The sequence below is a fragment of the Granulicella aggregans genome (assembly GCF_014203275.1).
Lineage (GTDB): Bacteria > Acidobacteriota > Terriglobia > Terriglobales > Acidobacteriaceae > Edaphobacter.
Genome location: NZ_JACHIP010000001.1, coordinates 311,221 through 329,859, shown reverse-complemented (window position 1 = coordinate 329,859; position 18,639 = coordinate 311,221). Strand labels below are relative to the sequence as shown.

The 18,639-nt window shown below is 56.7% G+C and carries 9 protein-coding genes; 7 read left to right on the top strand and 2 right to left on the bottom strand.

The features are described from left to right. Positions 1–221 precede the first annotated feature (221 nt). Both HDF16_RS01360 and HDF16_RS01355 read right to left on the bottom strand, forming a co-directional pair. On the bottom strand, positions 222–2,423 hold the full coding sequence (locus HDF16_RS01360; RefSeq protein ID WP_246408561.1) for a GH92 family glycosyl hydrolase: 2,202 nt from the start codon (positions 2,421–2,423) through the stop codon (positions 222–224). A gap of 145 nt (positions 2,424–2,568) precedes the next feature. Continuing rightward, the gene (locus HDF16_RS01355) at positions 2,569–3,987 is read right to left on the bottom strand and encodes a DUF3863 domain-containing protein (protein ID WP_184213378.1); all 1,419 of its coding nucleotides are present in this window, start codon (positions 3,985–3,987) and stop codon (positions 2,569–2,571) included. A 475-nt stretch (positions 3,988–4,462) separates the two neighbouring features. On the opposite strand from HDF16_RS01355, the gene HDF16_RS01350 reads away from it, so the two are divergent. The 7 genes from HDF16_RS01350 to HDF16_RS01320 all read left to right on the top strand — a co-directional run bounded on the left by HDF16_RS01350 (position 4,463) and on the right by HDF16_RS01320 (position 18,149). Then, positions 4,463–5,470, top strand: a complete 1,008-nt coding sequence (locus HDF16_RS01350; RefSeq protein ID WP_184213377.1) for a LacI family DNA-binding transcriptional regulator — start codon at positions 4,463–4,465, stop codon at positions 5,468–5,470. Between the two features lie 25 nt (positions 5,471–5,495). Then, positions 5,496–6,623: a glycoside hydrolase family 76 protein gene (locus HDF16_RS01345; RefSeq protein ID WP_246408559.1), complete on the top strand. Its 1,128-nt coding sequence runs from the start codon at positions 5,496–5,498 to the stop codon at positions 6,621–6,623. An 83-nt stretch (positions 6,624–6,706) separates the two neighbouring features. Continuing rightward, a complete protein-coding gene (locus tag HDF16_RS01340) occupies positions 6,707–10,249 on the top strand; it encodes an alpha-mannosidase (RefSeq protein ID WP_184213376.1) in 3,543 nt (1,180 codons plus the stop codon). A 573-nt stretch (positions 10,250–10,822) separates the two neighbouring features. Beyond that, positions 10,823–14,248: a TonB-dependent receptor domain-containing protein gene (locus HDF16_RS01335; RefSeq protein ID WP_184213375.1), complete on the top strand. Its 3,426-nt coding sequence runs from the start codon at positions 10,823–10,825 to the stop codon at positions 14,246–14,248. A 139-nt stretch (positions 14,249–14,387) separates the two neighbouring features. Next, entirely contained in the window at positions 14,388–15,569 is a 1,182-nt protein-coding gene (locus HDF16_RS01330) for a tetratricopeptide repeat protein (RefSeq protein ID WP_184213374.1), read from the top strand. Then, positions 15,559–17,205, top strand: coding sequence for a tetratricopeptide repeat protein (locus HDF16_RS01325; protein ID WP_348641205.1), 1,647 nt, complete (start codon positions 15,559–15,561; stop codon positions 17,203–17,205). Before HDF16_RS01330 ends, HDF16_RS01325 begins: the two co-directional genes overlap by 11 nt. Positions 17,206–17,219: 14 nt before the next feature. After that, positions 17,220–18,149, top strand: coding sequence for a tetratricopeptide repeat protein (locus tag HDF16_RS01320; protein ID WP_184213373.1), 930 nt, complete (start codon positions 17,220–17,222; stop codon positions 18,147–18,149). The last annotated feature ends 490 nt before the right edge of the window (positions 18,150–18,639 follow it).

Sequence of the window (18,639 nt, the reverse complement as noted above, 5' to 3'; positions counted from 1 at the left end):
TCTCTGAACTTTGCCGCGTGCGCGACTTGTGCGCCGGCGAAGTGGGGTGAAAACGCTAACAAGATTGCTGCCAAACGCGGCCACGCATGTACACCCATATAAGTCGAAGTGAAAGCTTTCAAGTTGTCTTACCTTTCTTGTCAGTTCCCATGCTGTCGCGCGAGTGCGCCCGGAGAAGACTACAGCAATGGCTGAAGTCGATCGATGGTCATATGCCCTATCTACTCGAAGAGCGACGGATCCACCTCCATCGAAGCAGGCGGCAAGGATCTCTCCTGCGATCCCAATGATGTGTTCGGAACATCGCCCATAGTCAGTTCGAGTGTGCCTCCATTGAGCACGTCCTTGTGCTCGATCCAGAGGTGGTCCAAAGCTGTGCCGTTCCACCGGATGGACTGCACATACTTGTTGTCGTGTGAAGACGCGGGTGCGGCGATCACGAAGTCTTTCCCGTTCTTCAAATGGATCGTCGCCTTTGTAAAGACCGGGCTGGCCACGTCATACACGGGAACACCGGGTGTCACCGGATAGATTCCCATCATCGAGAAGACAACGAATGCACTCATTCCGCCCCCATCTTCATCACCCGGAATGCCTTGGAGATCATCGCGGAAGTACGCGTCCAGGATGATCCGAATGCGTTTCTGCGTCTTCCACGGCGCGCCGAGTCGGTCGTAGATATAAGGGATGTTCAGGCTGGGCTCGTTTGCCATCGAGAATTGACCGATCATCGACGTTGAATCCGGGAACTTTGCCTGGAACTCATAACGCGAATGATCGAGCGGTTCGCGAAACAACTGGTCCAGGTTGGCCTGGGCCTTCGCTTTGCCACCCATTAGCGTGAACAGCCCTTCGTAGTCATGCGCCACGTCCCACGTGTAGGTCCAGCCATTGTTCTCGTCGTAGTATTCGCGGCCGCCTAGTCCGCCGCCGAACTTTGCGTCCATCGGCTCGATCCAGTTGTCCTGGTCATCCTTGGGCCACATCAGCGACTTGTCCGCGCGATATAGATTGCGGTAGTTGGCCGCACGCTTCATGAACAGCGCATGGTCGTCGGGTTTGTGCAGCACACGGGCCAGTTGCGCGATGGACCAGTCATCGGTGCTGTTCTCCAGTGTCACTGGCACAGGTTGGCGCTTCTCAAAAGAAGCCACCTCTGCAACGGTCTCTTTCTCCCCAGGCTGAAGCGCGGGCATATAGCCATGTGCGCTGTAGAAGTCATCGAGCACGGTCTTCGGACCGAGCCGCCACGGCAGCATGGTCTGCTCAAGCGACCGCTTGCGCAGTCCCTCATAGGCAACCGGTAGATCAAAGTTACGGATGCCTTTGCTCCACGCATCCGCGATCCACGGAGCAGCATGGTTGCCGTTCATGATTCCCGCTGGCCCGGAGGTCAGAGCGAAGGTCGGCATGATGCCGCCCTGCTGATACATCCGTACATACGACTGGATTTTATCCGCCTGCATGTCTGGATTGAGTAGCGTCTGCAGCGGTTCCATTGCGCGGAAGGTATCCCACAGCCAGTTATCCACGTAGAAGGGACGGGCATCTTCATGCACCTTGTGGTCGTATCCGCTGAAGTAACGACCATCCTCAGTGATATTGATCATGCGCTCCATGCAGCGATAAAGCGCTGTGTAGAAGACGCGGCGCTGTGCTGGTGTGCCTCCCTCCACCACGATGCGACCCAAAGCTTCGTTCCACTGCGCTCGGGCATTCTCTTTCACATGCTCCAACCCCCACGCGGGAATCTCGCGCTGGAGGTTCTTCTTTGCCTGGTCGAGACTGATGAACGAGACCCCATAGCGGAAATCAAGCACCTTTGCGCCGGGTGCCGATAGCGTCAAGTGATCGCCGTCGTTCTCGTGTGTCGTCGCTACTGAGACTGGCTCGTTGGTCTCTGCGTAGAAGTAAGCGGCCATGCCCATGACGCTCTCTTCGCCTGCAATGGCGTTCTTTGCCATAACCTGGAGAGAACCTGCGTGAAGGTTCCTCACCTGCAACTCAGCTTTGCCGTTCGGAAAGCTGAAGCGGAAGTAGCCAGCCTGGTGGGCAGGCGCAAACTCTGTCCGAATCATCGACTCGTCGAATCTTGTCGAGTAGAAGTAGGGCGTTGCATGCTCAGCGTCATACGTAGCGGGCGTGTCTTCGCCGGGCATCACCGCAAACAACTCGGGCTGCCGGTGCGACAGAATCGTGAGCGGAAAGTATTGGATCTGATCATCCAATGCATCCTTGCGCATGGGATACATTCGGACCATGCTGTTTGGCAGATACGCCGTGGGCCGCGTCGGCTCCAGTAAGATGCTGACATTGCCGATGGTCGGATCGACTTCATCCACTGGACTCTGCGCGCGAACCGACGAGCACAGCATCATCGAGACAGCTACGGCAACACAAACATTACTCAAACGGAAAGCCATCGATCGGAACTCCTGCATCATTTCAGTGCACGCGCAATAGACGTGCAAACCACAGTTGCCGAGTCTATCGCGTTGGCGTAGCGAGACGACAACGACGGAATGCGGTAATACCGTCATCGGCTAAGTCAACGGCGTGAATCTCGACTCATTTGATATTGAGCTCCGGGATATTGCTAAAGATGAACGCCCGGTCTTCGAGAGATAGCTCGGCGATCGAGATGGGTTTGTCCTGCGGTCGAAGCTGCTTCTGGTTGATGCGGTTCATCAGGTCCCAGGACTTCTCTGGCCTCTCGGGACTTGGGTCGGGCGGTTCATGCGCGGTGAGATCGTAGCGTGTGAAGTCGATGACCTTTCGTGGCGAGTTCTCGTGCCAGTCGCGAAGGAGCGCTAGGCGAAAGTGCTTATTCATGAACCACTCGATTTCAAGATTGTTATAAGAGTCGCCGAGGCCGGAGCCGCGTTCGAGGAAGTTGTAGTTCCATGTTTCGTTCGTTGGATGCGCCTCTCGCCAAATGGAGCCGAACTCGCCGAAGCTCACAAACTTAGTATCCGGCCAACGTTTTTTGGTGTCTGTAACCCAAAGCTCAAGGGCGGAGCAGACGAGGTCTTTGCCGAACTCATGAACCATCTGTGCCTCCCAGATGTTGGTGACCCAGCCAAACTTGTTGCGCACAAAACCTTCGTCGAAGTGAATCGACTGCGTGTGCATGACCTCGCGATGTCCAAGATCGATGCCCCATCCGACATAGGTTTCGATCGGCCCGACACCACGCCGGCTGTTGTAGCCCGTGATCTTGTGATCGAGAGCGCCGCTCTTGCGGGCGCAGATGAAGTCCATCGTCCAACCGTCGAGATTCACGCAGTCGATAAAGTCCGCTGCCGACTGCGCGGGCTTGCAGAAGTGTTGCGTCGAGGGATAGAAGGGATATGATGGGGAACCATCCGCGCCTCCTCCATCGATCGCATGTTGCGACCAGATGACGGCGTGTGCCGTGTGGATGTCCTCCTTCTGCGCGAGATAGGCGAGGTTGTCTGCGGAAAGGAAACCGCCCATGATGGCCTGCGGACGATACCCCTTACCGACGAAGTTCGAGATGATCTGGATCGCCTCCGTCATCTCGCGATTGACTCGCTCACGAGGAAGATACATCGCCGGAAAGTATCCCGGGAAGTACGAGACCTCATCACCATATCGCTCGTGGCACTCAACGGCGTAGTCGCGAATCTGACGGTAATTCGTACGCTTGTCTTCGAGTGCATTGAGGGTGAAGCCCCAGGTCATTCTGCCGTCGGGGTTCGAGCGGGAGAACGCCTCGCGCATAGACTTGACGCCATCGAGTGTGTGCCAGGTCGACTCGTCGCGGTCCAACAGCTTTACGTCGCGAGAGACTTCCCAGGGCGTGGTGCGAATCATGATGCAGAAGGTCACGAATCGATTGCCATTGAGTTGTGGTGATATCGGCGACCGGGAGAAAAGGTTACCGGCAGAGGCGAATCCCCGCGACTCCGCCATGATGCCGGCTCCAGTCATAGCGGAGCCACTGAGAAATTTTCGACGGTCCATGGGTAACTCGCATCCTTCGCTGCGGTTCGAAAGTTCGTTACTGATCGTATAGCCAAATGGATTTCGTGGGCTTGGCGGTCGAGGAACCTAGGGTCGGGAATTCATGTGATCGCGGAAGGATGCAAGAGTTTTGAGTGCGCGCTGGAACTTTGAAGGGGTCTGGACCGTACCCGATGAGAGTCTTCCTCCATGAGAAACTCGGGCAGATTTGAAAGTCTGCTTCGTCTCCTTGCAAGGTTGCAGGTTGCTTTGCCACGTCTAGGATCAAAATGGCGACTGCTATTCTGAACTCGCTTCCGCCTCAGCAGCGCTTGGGGCATAGGCACGGCATTTTACTTTCGGCAATCCTTGTGTCGTTTAGTTTGGATACTTGCGGCTTTTTGTAGAGAGGATCGCGGGTTCTCTCGAAAACGTTTCAGGGTGGAGAGGCCGGCGGACGGTCGCCGTCACAAGCCGGTCTCAGATTGGTCAACATATGGCAATACCGAAAAGTAGTGTGCCGACGCTGGTGGATGTCGCACTGGAAGCTGGCGTATCACTCAAAACGGCATCGAGGGTCTTGAACAACTCTCCCGAGGTACGAGAGGAAAAGGCAGCCAAGGTCCGGGCAGCGATGGAGCGTCTCGGATATCGCGCCAACGCGCTGGCTCGCGGCTTGAAAGCCCAACGATCGGCAGCGGTGGGAATGATCGTTCCGAATCTCTCCGACCCGTTCACCGCGAACTCCGTGCACGGCCTTCAGGCAGCAGCGCGGGAGTGCGGATATGCGGTCATCCTCGCAAGTTCAGGCGGCGATGTCGAGTTGGAACGGTCAGAGATTCAAGCCCTGATCGGACGACAGATCGACGGTCTCGTGATCGCTCCCGCTGACAGCCGTCACGATACGTTTACCGGCGTGATACCGGCGGACGTCCACGTGGTTGCGCTCGACCAGGTATTGAAGAACGCCAAGCTCGACTCCGTTACCGTCACGAATCGTCGAAGCGCACGCGAAGCCACTGAACATCTTTTGGGACATGGATTGCGCCGCGTGGTGGCAATTGGGGCGCGACCACATCTTTACACCATGAAGGAACGGGTGACCGGCTACCGCGCGGCGATGCGCGCGGCCAACCTGCAAGAGCGAATCTGCATGGTGGAGCACGAGAATGTGCTCACGCCGCAGTGGTTCACGGAGCACATCTTCGCATTGCACAACGCGGACGCGATCCTAACGCTGAACTGGGTCTGCACGATGGCGGCACTGCGGGGACTGCGGCAGCTCGGGAAGTCTATAGCAAAGGATATTGCGATGCTTTCCTTCGACGACTTTGATCTTGCGGATCTGATCTCTCCCGGACTGTCCGTGGTTGTGCAACCTGCCGAAGAGATTGGCCGGGCCGGCGCGAGCTTACTGTTCGAGCGGTTGAACGGAAGGACAGGAAGCTTCCGGTCAGTGGTCTTGCCAGCGAAGCTGGTAATCAGGCAATCTTGCGGATGTTAGCTGGGTGATGGGAGACATTGGAACGATGAAGGACCTAACTCGCCGAGCGGGATCTCTCTTGCTCGTTGCAGCCTCTCTTATTGGCTGTGCCTCGCATACATTGAAAAACACCGCCACTGCCGTACGTCAAGTGGACAATCGCGATCTGCGAAGGGCCAGCGATGCGATGGCTGCGCTGCTGCGGTCGTATGTTCCGTCGACGGGATTGTATGAGACGACGGGGTGGTGGAACTCCGCGAATGCTACGACGACAGTAGCCGACTATGCACGGGTGAGCGGTAAGCGCGTCGAGTACGAAGTCACACTCGCGAATACCTTTACGGTGGCGCAGAAGCAGGGTGCGGGATTCCTCAACAAGTTTTATGACGATGAGGGCTGGTGGGCTCTGGCCTGGATCGATGCGTACGACCTGACAGGTGACAAGCGCTATTTGGAGATGGCGGAGTCGATCTTCAAGGACATGGCTGGTGGATGGGACGATACGTGCGGGGGCGGCATCTGGTGGAGCAAGGATCGGCAGTACAAGAACGCGATCGCGAATGAACTGTTTCTGTCGGTAGGGGCGCATCTGGCTAACCGAACGCGCGGAGCAGAGAGGCGGCAGTATGCGGCTTGGAGCAGGCGGGAGCTGAAGTGGTTTCGCGGCACAGGAATGATCAATGGCCAGGGGTTGATCAACGATGGGCTGGGTAAGGCCAAAGATCAGACGAGCGGAGCCGGGTGCGCGAACAACGGGCAGACTACGTGGACGTACAACCAGGGCGTGATCCTGGGCGGACTGGCCGAGATGTCGAAGGCTGGGCACGCAGCGGAGGAGCTAAAGCTCGCGCGCGAGATTACGCATTCGGCGATAGCGCATCTGGCGGACAAGGATGGAGTGCTGCACGATCCATGCGAGCCGAAGTGTGGCGATGATGGGGTGCAGTTCAAGGGGATCTTCGTGCGGAACCTCGCGGAGCTTTACCGGGTGTCTCAGGAGCCTGAGTTTGCAGCGTTTGTGAAGGGAAATGCAGAGGCGGTGTGGACTAAGGCTCGCGGTCCGGAGGATCGGCTGGGAGAGACTTGGTCCGGCCCCTATGTTGCCGCGAACGCGGGAGCGCAGAGTTCCGCATTGGATGCTCTGGTGGGAGCGGTTGTGGTGGGCAGCAAATAGGATCTTTGATGCCCGATTGACAACGATGTCAGAAGTGAGGAACAATCCTCTGCGTCACCCCTTTTGCCCTGGAGAGAGTACCGATGAGATTCCGTTGGAAAACGATGCCCGCTGGCTTGCTGATGCTTTTGACCTTCCCGAGCCTTGCGAATGCGCAGAAGAAAGACGCCCCGGACTTGAGCAAAGACCCGACGCTGTACGTTGTCGGATACGCGCACCTCGATACCGAATGGCGGTGGGAGTATCCGCAGGTCATCGACGAGTATCTGCGCAAGACGATGGAAGACAACTTCAAGCTGATCGATAAGTACCCGCACTACATCTTCAACTTCAGCGGAGCGAACCGTTACCGGCTGATGAAGGAGTACTTCCCGGAAGACTTCGCGAGGATGAAGAAGTATGTGGATCAGGGGCGCTGGTTCCCGGCGGGTTCTTCGATGGAAGAAGGCGACGTAAACGCACCAAACGCGGAGGCGATCATCCGGCAGGTGCTCTACGGGAACGACTGGTTCCGCACGGAGTTTGGCAAGGCGAGCGCGGAGTACATGCTTCCCGACTGCTTCGGCTTCCCGGCGTCATTGCCTACGATCCTGGCGCACTCGGGCGTGAAGGGTTTCTCGACGCAGAAGCTGGTGTGGGGATCTTCGGCGGACGCGGGTGGCAAAGAATCGCTCGAGAAGACGCCTGAGGGGACGCCGTTCAATGTTGGCGTGTGGGTGGGGCCAGATGGAGAGAGCGTTTTGGCCGGCGTAAATCCCGGCAGCTACGGTGGGCACATCACTACGGATCTGAGCGCTCCTTTGCCGGAGGTCGCGCCAGACCCGAAGATCGCCGAAGACGAAAAGAAGATCAAGGAGATGGAGGCTCAGGGCGAGGCTTTGCAGAAAGAGCACAAGCCGATCGACCCGAAGCTGATCGAGGAATATGAGAAGCTTCGCGCCGAGCATCGCGATCTCGTGCGCCAGAGGGAAGACCAAAGCTTTGACCGGCACCAGGGAGACTGGGCCGCCCGTGTGCAGTTGAACGGCAAGGTGACCGGGGTCTCAACGGATTATCACTACTTCGGCACGGGCGATATCGGTGGCGCTCCAAGTGAAGAGTCTGTCAAGGCACTGGAAGCAATCGTTACCAAGGGCAGCGTAAGCTTCCGGAAGACCGACCGCTTCGGCGACGACCGGGTCACCGAACCAGAGACACCTGCGGTGAAGGTGGGCGAGGGGCCGGTGCATGTTGTCTCCGCGACAGCAGACCAGATGTTCCTCGATATCACGCCGGAGCAGGCTGCGAAGCTGCCGCGCTACACGGGTGAGATGGAGCTCACGAATCACTCGGCTGCGTCGTTGACCTCGGAGGCGTACCAGAAGCGGTGGATTCGTCGCCAGGAGCTGTTGGCCGATGCGGCGGAGAAGTCGTCCATCGCGGCGGAGTGGCTTGGAGCACGGCCTTACCCCCTGCAGCGGTTGAATGGCGCATGGACATTGGCGATGGGAGCACACTTCCACGACCTGGCTGCGGGAACGGCGACACCGCGCTCGTATGAGTTTGCGTGGAACGACGACGTGATTGCGCTGAACCAGTTTGCGGGCGTGCTGAGCAACGCGGTACAGGGAATCGCATCGAGCATGGATACGCGGACCAAGGGCGTTCCCGTGGTGGTCTTCAATCAGTTGAACATTGCGCGGGAGGATGTCGTCGAAGCGAAGGTGAACTTCGAAGGTGCGATGCCGCAGGGTGTTCGCGTGACGGCTGCCGATGGTACGGAAGTGCCGTCGCAGATAGTGAACGGCAAGGTGCTGTTCGTCGCTAGCCTTCCTTCGGTTGGGTACGCGGTTTACGATGTGCAGCCGATTGAGACGAAGACTGAGGCAAGCGCGTCGCTGAAAGTTTCGGATAAGGAGCTTGAGAACAGCTACTACACTGTGAAGCTCAACGACGATGGAGATGTGGCGAGCATCTTCGACAAGACAGCGAACAAGGAGTTGCTGGCATCCCCTGCAAAGCTCGCGATCTCCTACGACAACCCGAAGCAGTGGCCAGCCTGGAACATGGATTGGGACCAGGAGCAGGCTGCACCGAAGGAATACGTTTCGGGGCCAGCGAAGATCAGGGTGGTCGAGAATGGACCAGTCCGCGTTGCGATCGAAGTGACGCGTGACACGGCAGGATCGCACTTTGTACAGACCGTGAGCCTGTCTGCGGGAGATGGCGGCAAGCGGGTCGAGTTCAGCAACGTGATCGACTGGAAGACGAAGGAGTCGAACCTGAAGGCGAGCTTCCCGCTCACGGCGAGCAACGAGATGGCGACCTACAACTGGGACATTGGGACGGTCCAACGGCCGACGGCGAAGCCGAAGAAGTTCGAGGTGCCTTCGCACCAGTGGATCGACCTGACGGACGAGAGTGGCAAGTTTGGTGCGACGGTGTTGACGGACAGCAAGAATGGATCCGACAAGCCGACGGACAACACGCTTAGGCTGACACTGATCGTGACCCCGGGAACTGCGGGCGGATACGAAGACCAGGCAACGCAGGACTTTGGACATCATGAGTTCACGTACGGTATTGCGGGACACTCGCTTGACTGGCGGACGGCGCAGACAGACTGGCAGGGGCAGAGGCTGAACTCGCCGCTCTACGCCTTTGAAACGGCGAAGCACGAGGGATCGCTGGGCAAGACGTTCTCGCTGCTGAAGGTGGACAACCCACGCATTCGTGTCCTTGCAGTGAAGAAGGCCGAGCACAGCGACGAGGTAGTGGTGCGGTTGGTGGAGCTCGACGGCAAGCCGCAGGACAAGGTGACGGTGTCGTTCGCTGCTCCGATTACAAGCGCTCGCGAGATGAATGGGCAGGAGCAGCCGGTTGGACCGGCAACAGTAGAGCAGGGAGCACTGGTGACATCGTTCGGTGGCTATCAGCCGCGAACCTTCGCTCTGAAGCTGACGCCTTCAACAACAGCTGGCGACAGCGTGAAGTCGGCTACGGTGGCGCTGAAGTACGATCTTGCTACGGCGACGACCGATGGAAGCAAGTCTGCTGGCGGATTCGATGGCAAGGGGAACTCGCTTCCGGCGGAGATGCTTCCGACGGAGATCAAGTTCAACGACGTGAAGTTCGAGCTTGGCGCAGCGAAGACGGGCTCGGCGAACGCTGTTGTCGCGAAAGGGCAGGAGATCAAGCTTCCTTCGGGACAGTACAACCGTGTCTATGTGCTGGCAGCTGCGGCAGATGGCGATCAACAGGGAGTCTTCGAGGCAGGCGGAGCGAAGACGGAGCTGAAGATCCAGGACTGGGGCGGCTTCGTCGGTCAGTGGGACGATCGGCAGTGGAGCAAGGCCGACTACAAGAACGACAACTATGGCGAGATGACCGGGCTGAAGCCAGGGTTCATCAAGCGCGCGGACCTGGCCTGGTACTGCAGCCACCATCACGATGCAGCTGGCAAGAACGTGGATTACTCATACTCCTATCTGTTTGCGTATGAGATAGATCTCCCCGAAGGAGCAAAGACGCTGAAACTGCCGAACAACAAGAACATCCGCATCATGGCAGTATCAGTCGCGCAAGAGGGGCCGAAGGTTATGGCCGCTCGGCCGCTCTATGACGTGCTTCCGGTGGGAACGAAGTAAGCGCCTGAAGTGTACTTTTGGCGATGCAAGAGGTTGAGCGGTTCGGGTGCTCTGTGACCCGGGCTGCTCACTTCTTGCTGCGCTAGCATGCCAGTTGGGCGAGAGGTACGATTGCGCCGAACTGAAGATGGGCCATGGGCTGCTTCGACTTTTAAGCCAAATCATTCCGTGTCGATAGCCCGTTAATTACTTATCTAGTGGAAGATCTCCGCGCGTCGACAGTCATTCGGATCACTCCGTGCCGGTCTCGCCGAGCCTAAGTGAGGGCGGCCAGCCACCCGCAGCAATGGCCCGCCACAGCATGTTTCGCAGGATAGGGAAGCGGCGGATGGCTAAGGTAAATTGTGTAAAAAACCTGTTGACAACGATATCATTGCGGGCGTAACTTTCGCCTCGATCAAAATTTGACAACGTTGTCTTATTTCTACGTCAGCGTGGCAAGTCCACGTATGACTTTGGGGAGGAACTATGATGCACCTGAATCGGCCCTATCGTTCAGAGCGAGGCGGTCTTTGGTTTAAACCGGTCGCATTTTTACTAGCGATTTTCGCTCTGGCAATCTCTCACCCAAACTTGGCATTGGCCCAGGCCAACGCCGGTGTCACCGGAACGATCACAGATGCCACTGGCGCGGTCGTATCGGGCGCCAACGTGACCATCACCAACGACGGTACCTCTGTCGCCTCCCATCTCACGTCAAGCAGCGCAGGCTCCTACACAGCCAAAGGCTTGAATCCTGGTAGATACACAATTACCGTCGACGCACCCGGCTTCAAGAAGGCGGTCCTCACTGGCGTGAACGTCGACGTCAGCGTCATCGCCACCTTGGACATCACTCTCTCCAACGGAGACGCAAGCGAAACGGTCGAGGTCACATCGAGTGCCATCGCGCTCAACACAACCGAACCACAGCTTGGCAGCACAATTGAGCCGGAGGTTGTGGCCGCGCTTCCTGTACAGGTCTCCGGTCGTGGCCGCCAAATCGACCAGCTCCAGTTCCTCGCCCCTGGAGTTACGGGCGACAGTTTCTCTCACCGTGATGGCGGCGGTGCGGACTTCGAGCAGGAAATCCTCTACAACGGCATACCGGTCGCTCAACCAGAGACCGAAGGCTACACGCAGAATTTCAATCCGCCCTTCGAGATGGTGCAGGAGTTCCGTGTAGAGCGTTCCACCTTTGCTGCCCAGTTCGGCCTCGGACAGGGCGCCCTCACCTATCAAATGGCCTCGGGCACGAATAAGTATCACGGCGATCTATTCGAAATTAATCGCAATAGCTTGTTCGATTCAGTGGGCTTCTTCAACGGCAAAGCTTACAACGCAAATAACCCGCACGATCACGCCCCGACCGACCACGAGAATAACTACGGCTTCACAATCGGCGGTCCGATCCGCATACCCCATCTCTATGATGGTCGCGACAAGACGTTTGGGCATTACTCGCAGGAGTGGTACAAGCAGAACAACTCAGACACTGACCAGGCAACTGTGCCGACTGCGAGGGAGAAGACTGGCGACTTCACAGATTACGTAGATGGAACCGGGCAGCTGATTAAGATCTACGATCCTAAAACCGGGCAGCAGTTCGTCTGCAACGGCGTGGCGAACGTGATCTGTCCAGACCGCATCAGCCCACTTTCGGCCACGCTCCTCCCGTTTCTTCCGGATCCGGATCTTCCCGGGCTGGATAAAAACAAGAGTCCCACTCCAAACACTATCCCGAACATTCAGCATAACTGGGGATTCACAGTTGATCAGGTGTTGACGCAGTCGCAGGGCATTCACTTCAGCATGTGGCACAACAATTTCCACAACACTGGATTCGACAACCCTCCTTTTGTAGTCGCACCGAATCCGTTGAGCAGTCTTCGTGACTACCCAAACAAAGGGAGCGGGTACCTGCTGACGTATAACAACGCGCTTACTTCACACCTTGCAATGACGGCCGGTATTGGTTGGATCGGAGAGATCAACAACCAATTCAACAACAACCGTTATGACTTCGCGGGTGCACAGCCAGGTGCGATTCCGGTCATCCCCAACATGATCTTCGATGGCCAGCACTCACTGACAAAGTGGGGTGTGAATGGTGCAAACACGGGATCGGTAAATCGGAAGCTCGGTATTGCAGTTGTCAATAACTGGCTCTGGTCGAAGGGACGCCACACCTTTAATATTGGTGGCGAGTTCCGCCGTGCCTACCAGGACGATAACGAAGAGCAGACCGCCGGCGGCGCATTCAATTTCAGTCAGCGTACGACCGCAACGCCAGACGCTTTGGGTACCACCGGCAGTTCGTTCGCGAGCTACCTGCTTGGGATCCCGGACTCGGATAACCGCGCCAACAGCCAGGAACTGAAACTGCGCAATCTTGACATATCACCCTATGTGCAGGATGACATCAAGTTGACTTCGAAGCTGACATTGAACGTGGGTGTTCGTTGGGACATCCAGGTCCCCTTTACAGAAAATGGCAACAAGGTTGTTTTCTTCAACCCCAAGGGTACCGATGCCCACTTTGCCAATGCATCTGGTAATCCAATTCCCGGTGCTGCCACAAAGTTTGGATCTTGCGACGGCTGCGCTGGCTTCACGAGGGCTGAGACGCATTTCGGTCACGTTGGTCCGCGCGTTGGGTTCGCTTACAAGCTGAATAACAAGAGTGTCATTCAAGCCGGTTTTGCTGTGGCATTCCTTAATGGTGGTGCGTATGAGTATGGAACGAACAAGGTAGCCGTCAACTTCGGGAACCTTCTTGTAGGAACCTATAACCGTAACTCAACTGGCTCCACGTCCTCAGCCGTGGGTCAATGGGATACTGGCACTCCAATCCTGCCCAACCCTCCCGCCACACCGTTCTCAACCGGACTTGGCGCCGGCACCCAGATCGAAGCTTTTGACGGCAAGAAGAGCGGCTTTGCGCCTTACTCCCAGCAATGGAACGTAAACTACCAGCGCGAACTTCCGTACAACCTCTTCCTGACAGCGGCGTGGATCGGAAATCGCGTCATCCACCTCCCAAGCAATATCAACCGAATTGACCAGTTGGACCCCAAGTACCTCGCTCTGGGAGATGACCTCAACCTCAAGTTTGACGATGGCACAGCTCAGGCAAAGGGATACACCGTCCCCTACCAGAACTTCGTCGCTGACTTCGGCGGTTCGGCGACGGTGGCCCAGGCGCTCGCTCCCTACCCTCAATACTCCTACATCGCTAATAACTTTGAGGGCTACGGAACGAACTACTACCAGAGTGCGCAGATTGAAGTCGATAAGCGCTTTACCAACGGTCTGTCGTTTCTGATTGGCTACACTCTCTCCCACCAGATGGATAATGCCAGCAGCGGTTTTTCCACCTTCACGAATGGCGGTATCAACAAGTATGACCAGAAGCCGGAATGGGCCGTCTCGAGCTCCGATGAACTTGAGACTTTGAAGGTCAGTGGAACTTATCAGCTGCCCATCGGCCCAAACAAGAAGTTCCTCAACAATCGCGGCGTAACGGGTCAACTCGCCGGTGGTTGGCAGATAGGCTGGATCACTTCGTACCAATCTGGTACTCCTTTTGGGGCGACCCAGAATGGACAGCCATTCCCAAATGGCTTCTATCGTCCAACCCGTGTAAGTTCAGTACCGCTTGGGACAGCCAGCTACAGCAGAGCTCGCGATTCATTCGCTGGCAAAGTATCCAAGCCGATCTTCGACCCCACGTCATTTGTTGATGCACCCAAATACGTGCTTACCGACACGAAGAGGAACTTTAGTGAACTGCGAAATCCAGCGAACTACAACGAGGCCGCAAACGTCTCCAAGAAGTTTTTCTTCGGGGACCGCTTTACCGGTGTCTTGCAGATCGACTACTTCAACGTTTTGAATAGAACGCGTTTCAACGGTCCAGATAGCAATGTCGACGATAAAGGTCAGTTCGGGTACGTGATCAGTACAGGCTCACAGATCCCCAACCGACAAGGGCAGGCGCAGTTCCGGCTCGAGTTTTAAACGGACATTCCGCCGTTTACAACATTCACGCTGCATCCATCGGGGCTGCCTTCGGGCAGCCCTGCTTCACTTTACGATGATGCCTTGCACACCATGGATACGAGCCAATGACGCATAACATCTTCTATAATCTCCTCAAATGAGCGCTGCCCGTCTCTCCCTCCGGCTCAATCTTTCGCTCAGTCTGTTGCTTGTTTTTTTCGTGCCTCTATCGGCGTCACCTCAGGCCAAGGGCGATGAGGTCTCGCCCGCGGTAGAGCGCCTTTACGCCGAGGCGACCCAAGCCCAACAAGCTAACGACACAGCCACAGCTATCGCAAAGTATCAGGCGATGATCAAGCTGGCTCCTCACCTTGCCGCAGCCTACAACAACCTCGGCATGCTGTACTTCAATGATCGCGACTATGAGCACGCCGTCGAAACGTTAGACCACGGACTTAAACTCCATGTCAGCATGCCTACCGCGACGGCCATGCTTGGCCTCAGCTACTACCAGCTTGGCCAGAACGCCAAGGCCGAACCGCTGATCAAGAAGGCTTTGTCTGGCAAGCCCGACGACGACCAGCTTGAGCTGGCTCTCGCGCAAGTACAGATCAAACAGAGTGAATATCAACAGGCCGCAGCCACGTTGAACCACTTTCTAGAACGAAACCCGAAGGACCAGAACGGGTGGTACCTGCTCGGAAAGACCTATCTGCAGATGTCGCAGGATGCGCTGGGAAAGATCAATCAGATCGACCCGAACTCTGTCGTAGCCCATGAAATCACCGGCGAAATTGACGAGAGTATGCATAACTACGAACTGGCTCTGGTGGAATACAAGAAGGCGATTGAGCTTGCGCCGAACCAGCCGGGAATACACTTGCACGTCGCAAATACATACTGGTTAATGACCAACTGGGAGCCGGCTGAAAAGGAGTTTGCCGCAGAGCTGGCCATCGACCCAAACAATTGCAGCGCGAGATGGAAGCTCGCCAACTCCATGCTCGAGCTGAACGAGCCGGCGGACAAGGCGCTGGCTGAACTTAATCAATCCGTGGAACGTTGCCCTAACCTGATGCAGGCCCGGGTAGACCGCGCTCGCGCGCTTGTTCGTCTCGAACGCCAGCAAGAGGCCTTGCCTGATCTAAAGCTGGCGTTGCTCGACAATCCCCGGGAGCCATCGATCCACTTCCTCCTCGCGTCCGTGTACCGTGCCGCAGGAGATCAGGCGCAGGCCGCGGAAGAGACGAAGATCTACGCGCGTCTTCAACGTGAGGCCCGCGAGGCTGTGGCCGCCCAGGCAGCAGATGTGGTGCGGGTGAAGAAGGATGCTCAGTAAAGTAACGGCGCGATTTTACGGGCTATCTCTATGGCTGTTTCTACTGCTGCTGGCCGGGCGTTCGCTGGCGCAGGTCCCGACGCCGGTGCGGATTGCGGACGCGAGTTGTGCGAAATGTCATGCGGAGATCTGTAACAAATATTTGATGACTCCCATGGCGAATGCAAGTGGTGCAGCAAGTGAACGACCGCACCCCTTGAGCACTGTGCAAAGCCGGGCCGGAGTGTCGTACACCATCACAAGCGACGTTACGGGAGGCAGGGCGAGCCTTCTCAGCATGACTAGTAAAAGTGAGAGTAAGACTGTTTCATTGGACTACTTTCTTGGCTCAGGACATCTCGGTACAACCTACATCTACGCAGCCAATGGATTTCTCTTCGAGTCTCCTATCGCCTGGTATGCGGCTTCCGGGAACTTTGATATGAAGCCTGGGCTTGCAGGGATGTCACGTGTGGTGCCAGCGCTCCCGTTGCAAAGCGGATGCCTTCGATGTCACATGAGCGAAGTAAGGCGTAGCGATCCTGGAACTCTCAACCGTTACAAGAACTCAGCCTTCCTCCATACCGGTGTAACCTGCGAGGCTTGCCACGGCGATAGCACTGGGCACGTCTCCAGCGGTGGCAAGATCAAGGTAATAAATCCCGCGCGACTGGATGCTGCGAAGCGGGATTCTATCTGCATCAATTGCCATCTGGAGGGCGACGTACTGGTCGAACGCGCTGGCCGCTCAGCCCTCGACTTCGTCCCGGGAGAATCCATCACGGACTTCGCCTCTTACTACGTGTATGGCGGCAAAGCTGCTACAGCCCGCGCGGTAAGCGAGGTCGAACAATTCGCACAGAGTGGTTGCAAGCGGGCCTCGGGAGAGACGATGTCATGCACCAGTTGCCACGATCCGCATTTCACTCCTGACAAGGAACAGCGCGTTGCGTTCTACCGGAGCAAGTGTCTTACCTGCCACAGTAATGCGAAGTTCGCGGAATCGCATCACCCCGAGACTAAGGACTGCACCAGTTGTCACATGAAACAAACCGGCGCGGAAAATATCCCGCATGTTGCCTGGACCGATCATCGAATACTCCGAATCCCGGAGGTGGCCCAGCCTCAGCGCACGCCGGCAACAAAGGAACTCGCCGCAATTTTTCCTGAGGCCGGTACGAAGCGGGATCTGGCGATGGCTTACTACAAGGCAATGCTCGCCGGAGATAAGGCGCTGGAGCCGACGGCCTGGGGGCAGTTGAACGGTGTTCGCAGCGATTTGGCCGGAGATCCCGAAGCGCTTGATGCGTTAGGCGTGATGGCCGCTGCTCGAGGAGACGAACCGTCGGCGGCGGACTTATTCAGAAAAGTCTTATCGATCAATGGGAATGACCTAACAGCCCTGTCCAATCTAGGGACGATCATGGCCAAGGAAGGGAAGTTAGAAGAGGCCCAGAGTCTTCTGAATGCCGCGTTTGCGAGGAACCAGGATATTCCGGGTCTGGCATCGAATGTGGCCAGGGTAGACTGCATGGCGGGGAACTCCGACGCGGCAAAGAAGGTCCTGCAGGAAGCGCTCTTCTATAACCCTGGCCTCGAAAGCTTAGAGTCTCTAAATACTCAAATGTCGCACTGCCCAGCGACGAACGTACGATGATGCGAAGGCTCAAGATGGCAATCAAAGCTCGATCCGTAGCGTTGCTGTTGCTTGCGTCCGCCTGTGCGTCGACGCCGGCGCAGAGCGATCCGCTATCGGAGCCGAGAAGACTCCTGGCGCGCGGCCTTACTAAAGAGGCCGAGACAGCGGTCGACGCCGTGCTTCGGACAGATGCAGGCTCCGTCGAAGGTCACTATCTTCGCGCGGAGATCTTGTTTCGCGAGCAGCGAGCGAAAGAATCTCTCGCGGAGTTCACAGCGGCGGCCAAGGGAAGAAATCCGAACGCCCGTGAGTTTGGGATGATCGCGTCCGATTACGTCCTGATGGAAGACTATTTCGACGCCGACCGCTGGTTCACCGAAGCGACTGTCCACGATCCGGGTGAGGCAAGCTATTGGTACCTTCTCGGTCGAACGAAGTATAAAGAAGGCCAGTACGAAGCCGCCATCGCTTCATTCGAACATGCGTTATCTCTTCGTCCGCGCTATGTGGAAGCAGAGAATAATCGAGGTCTGGCACTCTCCGCTCTCCAGAAGAAAGACTCCGCCATGCAGGCGTTTCAACGAGCGATCGATTGGCAGGGAACTGCCGGAACAGATGCCCAGCCTTACTTCAACCTTGGGACCTTGCTCCTCGAGCAGAACGATCTTGTAAAGGCCGTGGATCTTTTGAAGGAGGCGGTTACTCTGTTCCCCGCCAATCCCAGAATGCACGAGGAACTGGGGAAGGCCTACGTCCAGCAGGGCGATCTCGTCCAGGCTCAACACGAGTTGGAAGTGGCGGTCGCCTTGTCGCCGGAGACCTCGTCACTCCACTTTCGCCTGGCGCAGGTTTATAAGAAGCTATCGAAGCCTGACCTCGCAGAGCGCGAGTTCGCTATCTGCGCAAAGCTCGTAGGCACGCATTCGTCCAGGGAAGCTCCCAATCCTTTTGGCCCGGAGTAAAGAAATGTCCACACAAAGGCTTTGTCACTCCAATGATAGAAAATAGACGATAGACAAAGACGCCCGACAAATAGAGGTCACGTATCGCGATGTCGCGTCCTGCCAAGCTGAAACCGAGACCGTCTCATCCGTTTGTTTTAGAGGCCCTCGCATCCCTGAATCCAGAAGTGCGCAGGATGTTTTCCGGATGGGCCGTCTATGTCGGCAATCACCTCTTCATGATGCTGCTGGATCACGCAAAATATCCGCAGGACAACGGCGTCTGGCTCGTACTTTCTCAAGGAACTGATCCAAAGGACGTGGGTCTTCACCAGGACTTGCCATCTCTTCGCTCTATTCACGGCTTAGGCGGAAAAATCGGTCACTGGCTTCTCCTTCCGGTCGATGATCCCGAGTTCGAGCGAGACGCCCTTCACGCATGTGATCTCATTCTGAGCCACGATCCACGTTTGGGTCGGATTCCGCAGTCGAGACGGTAGTGGATACCAGT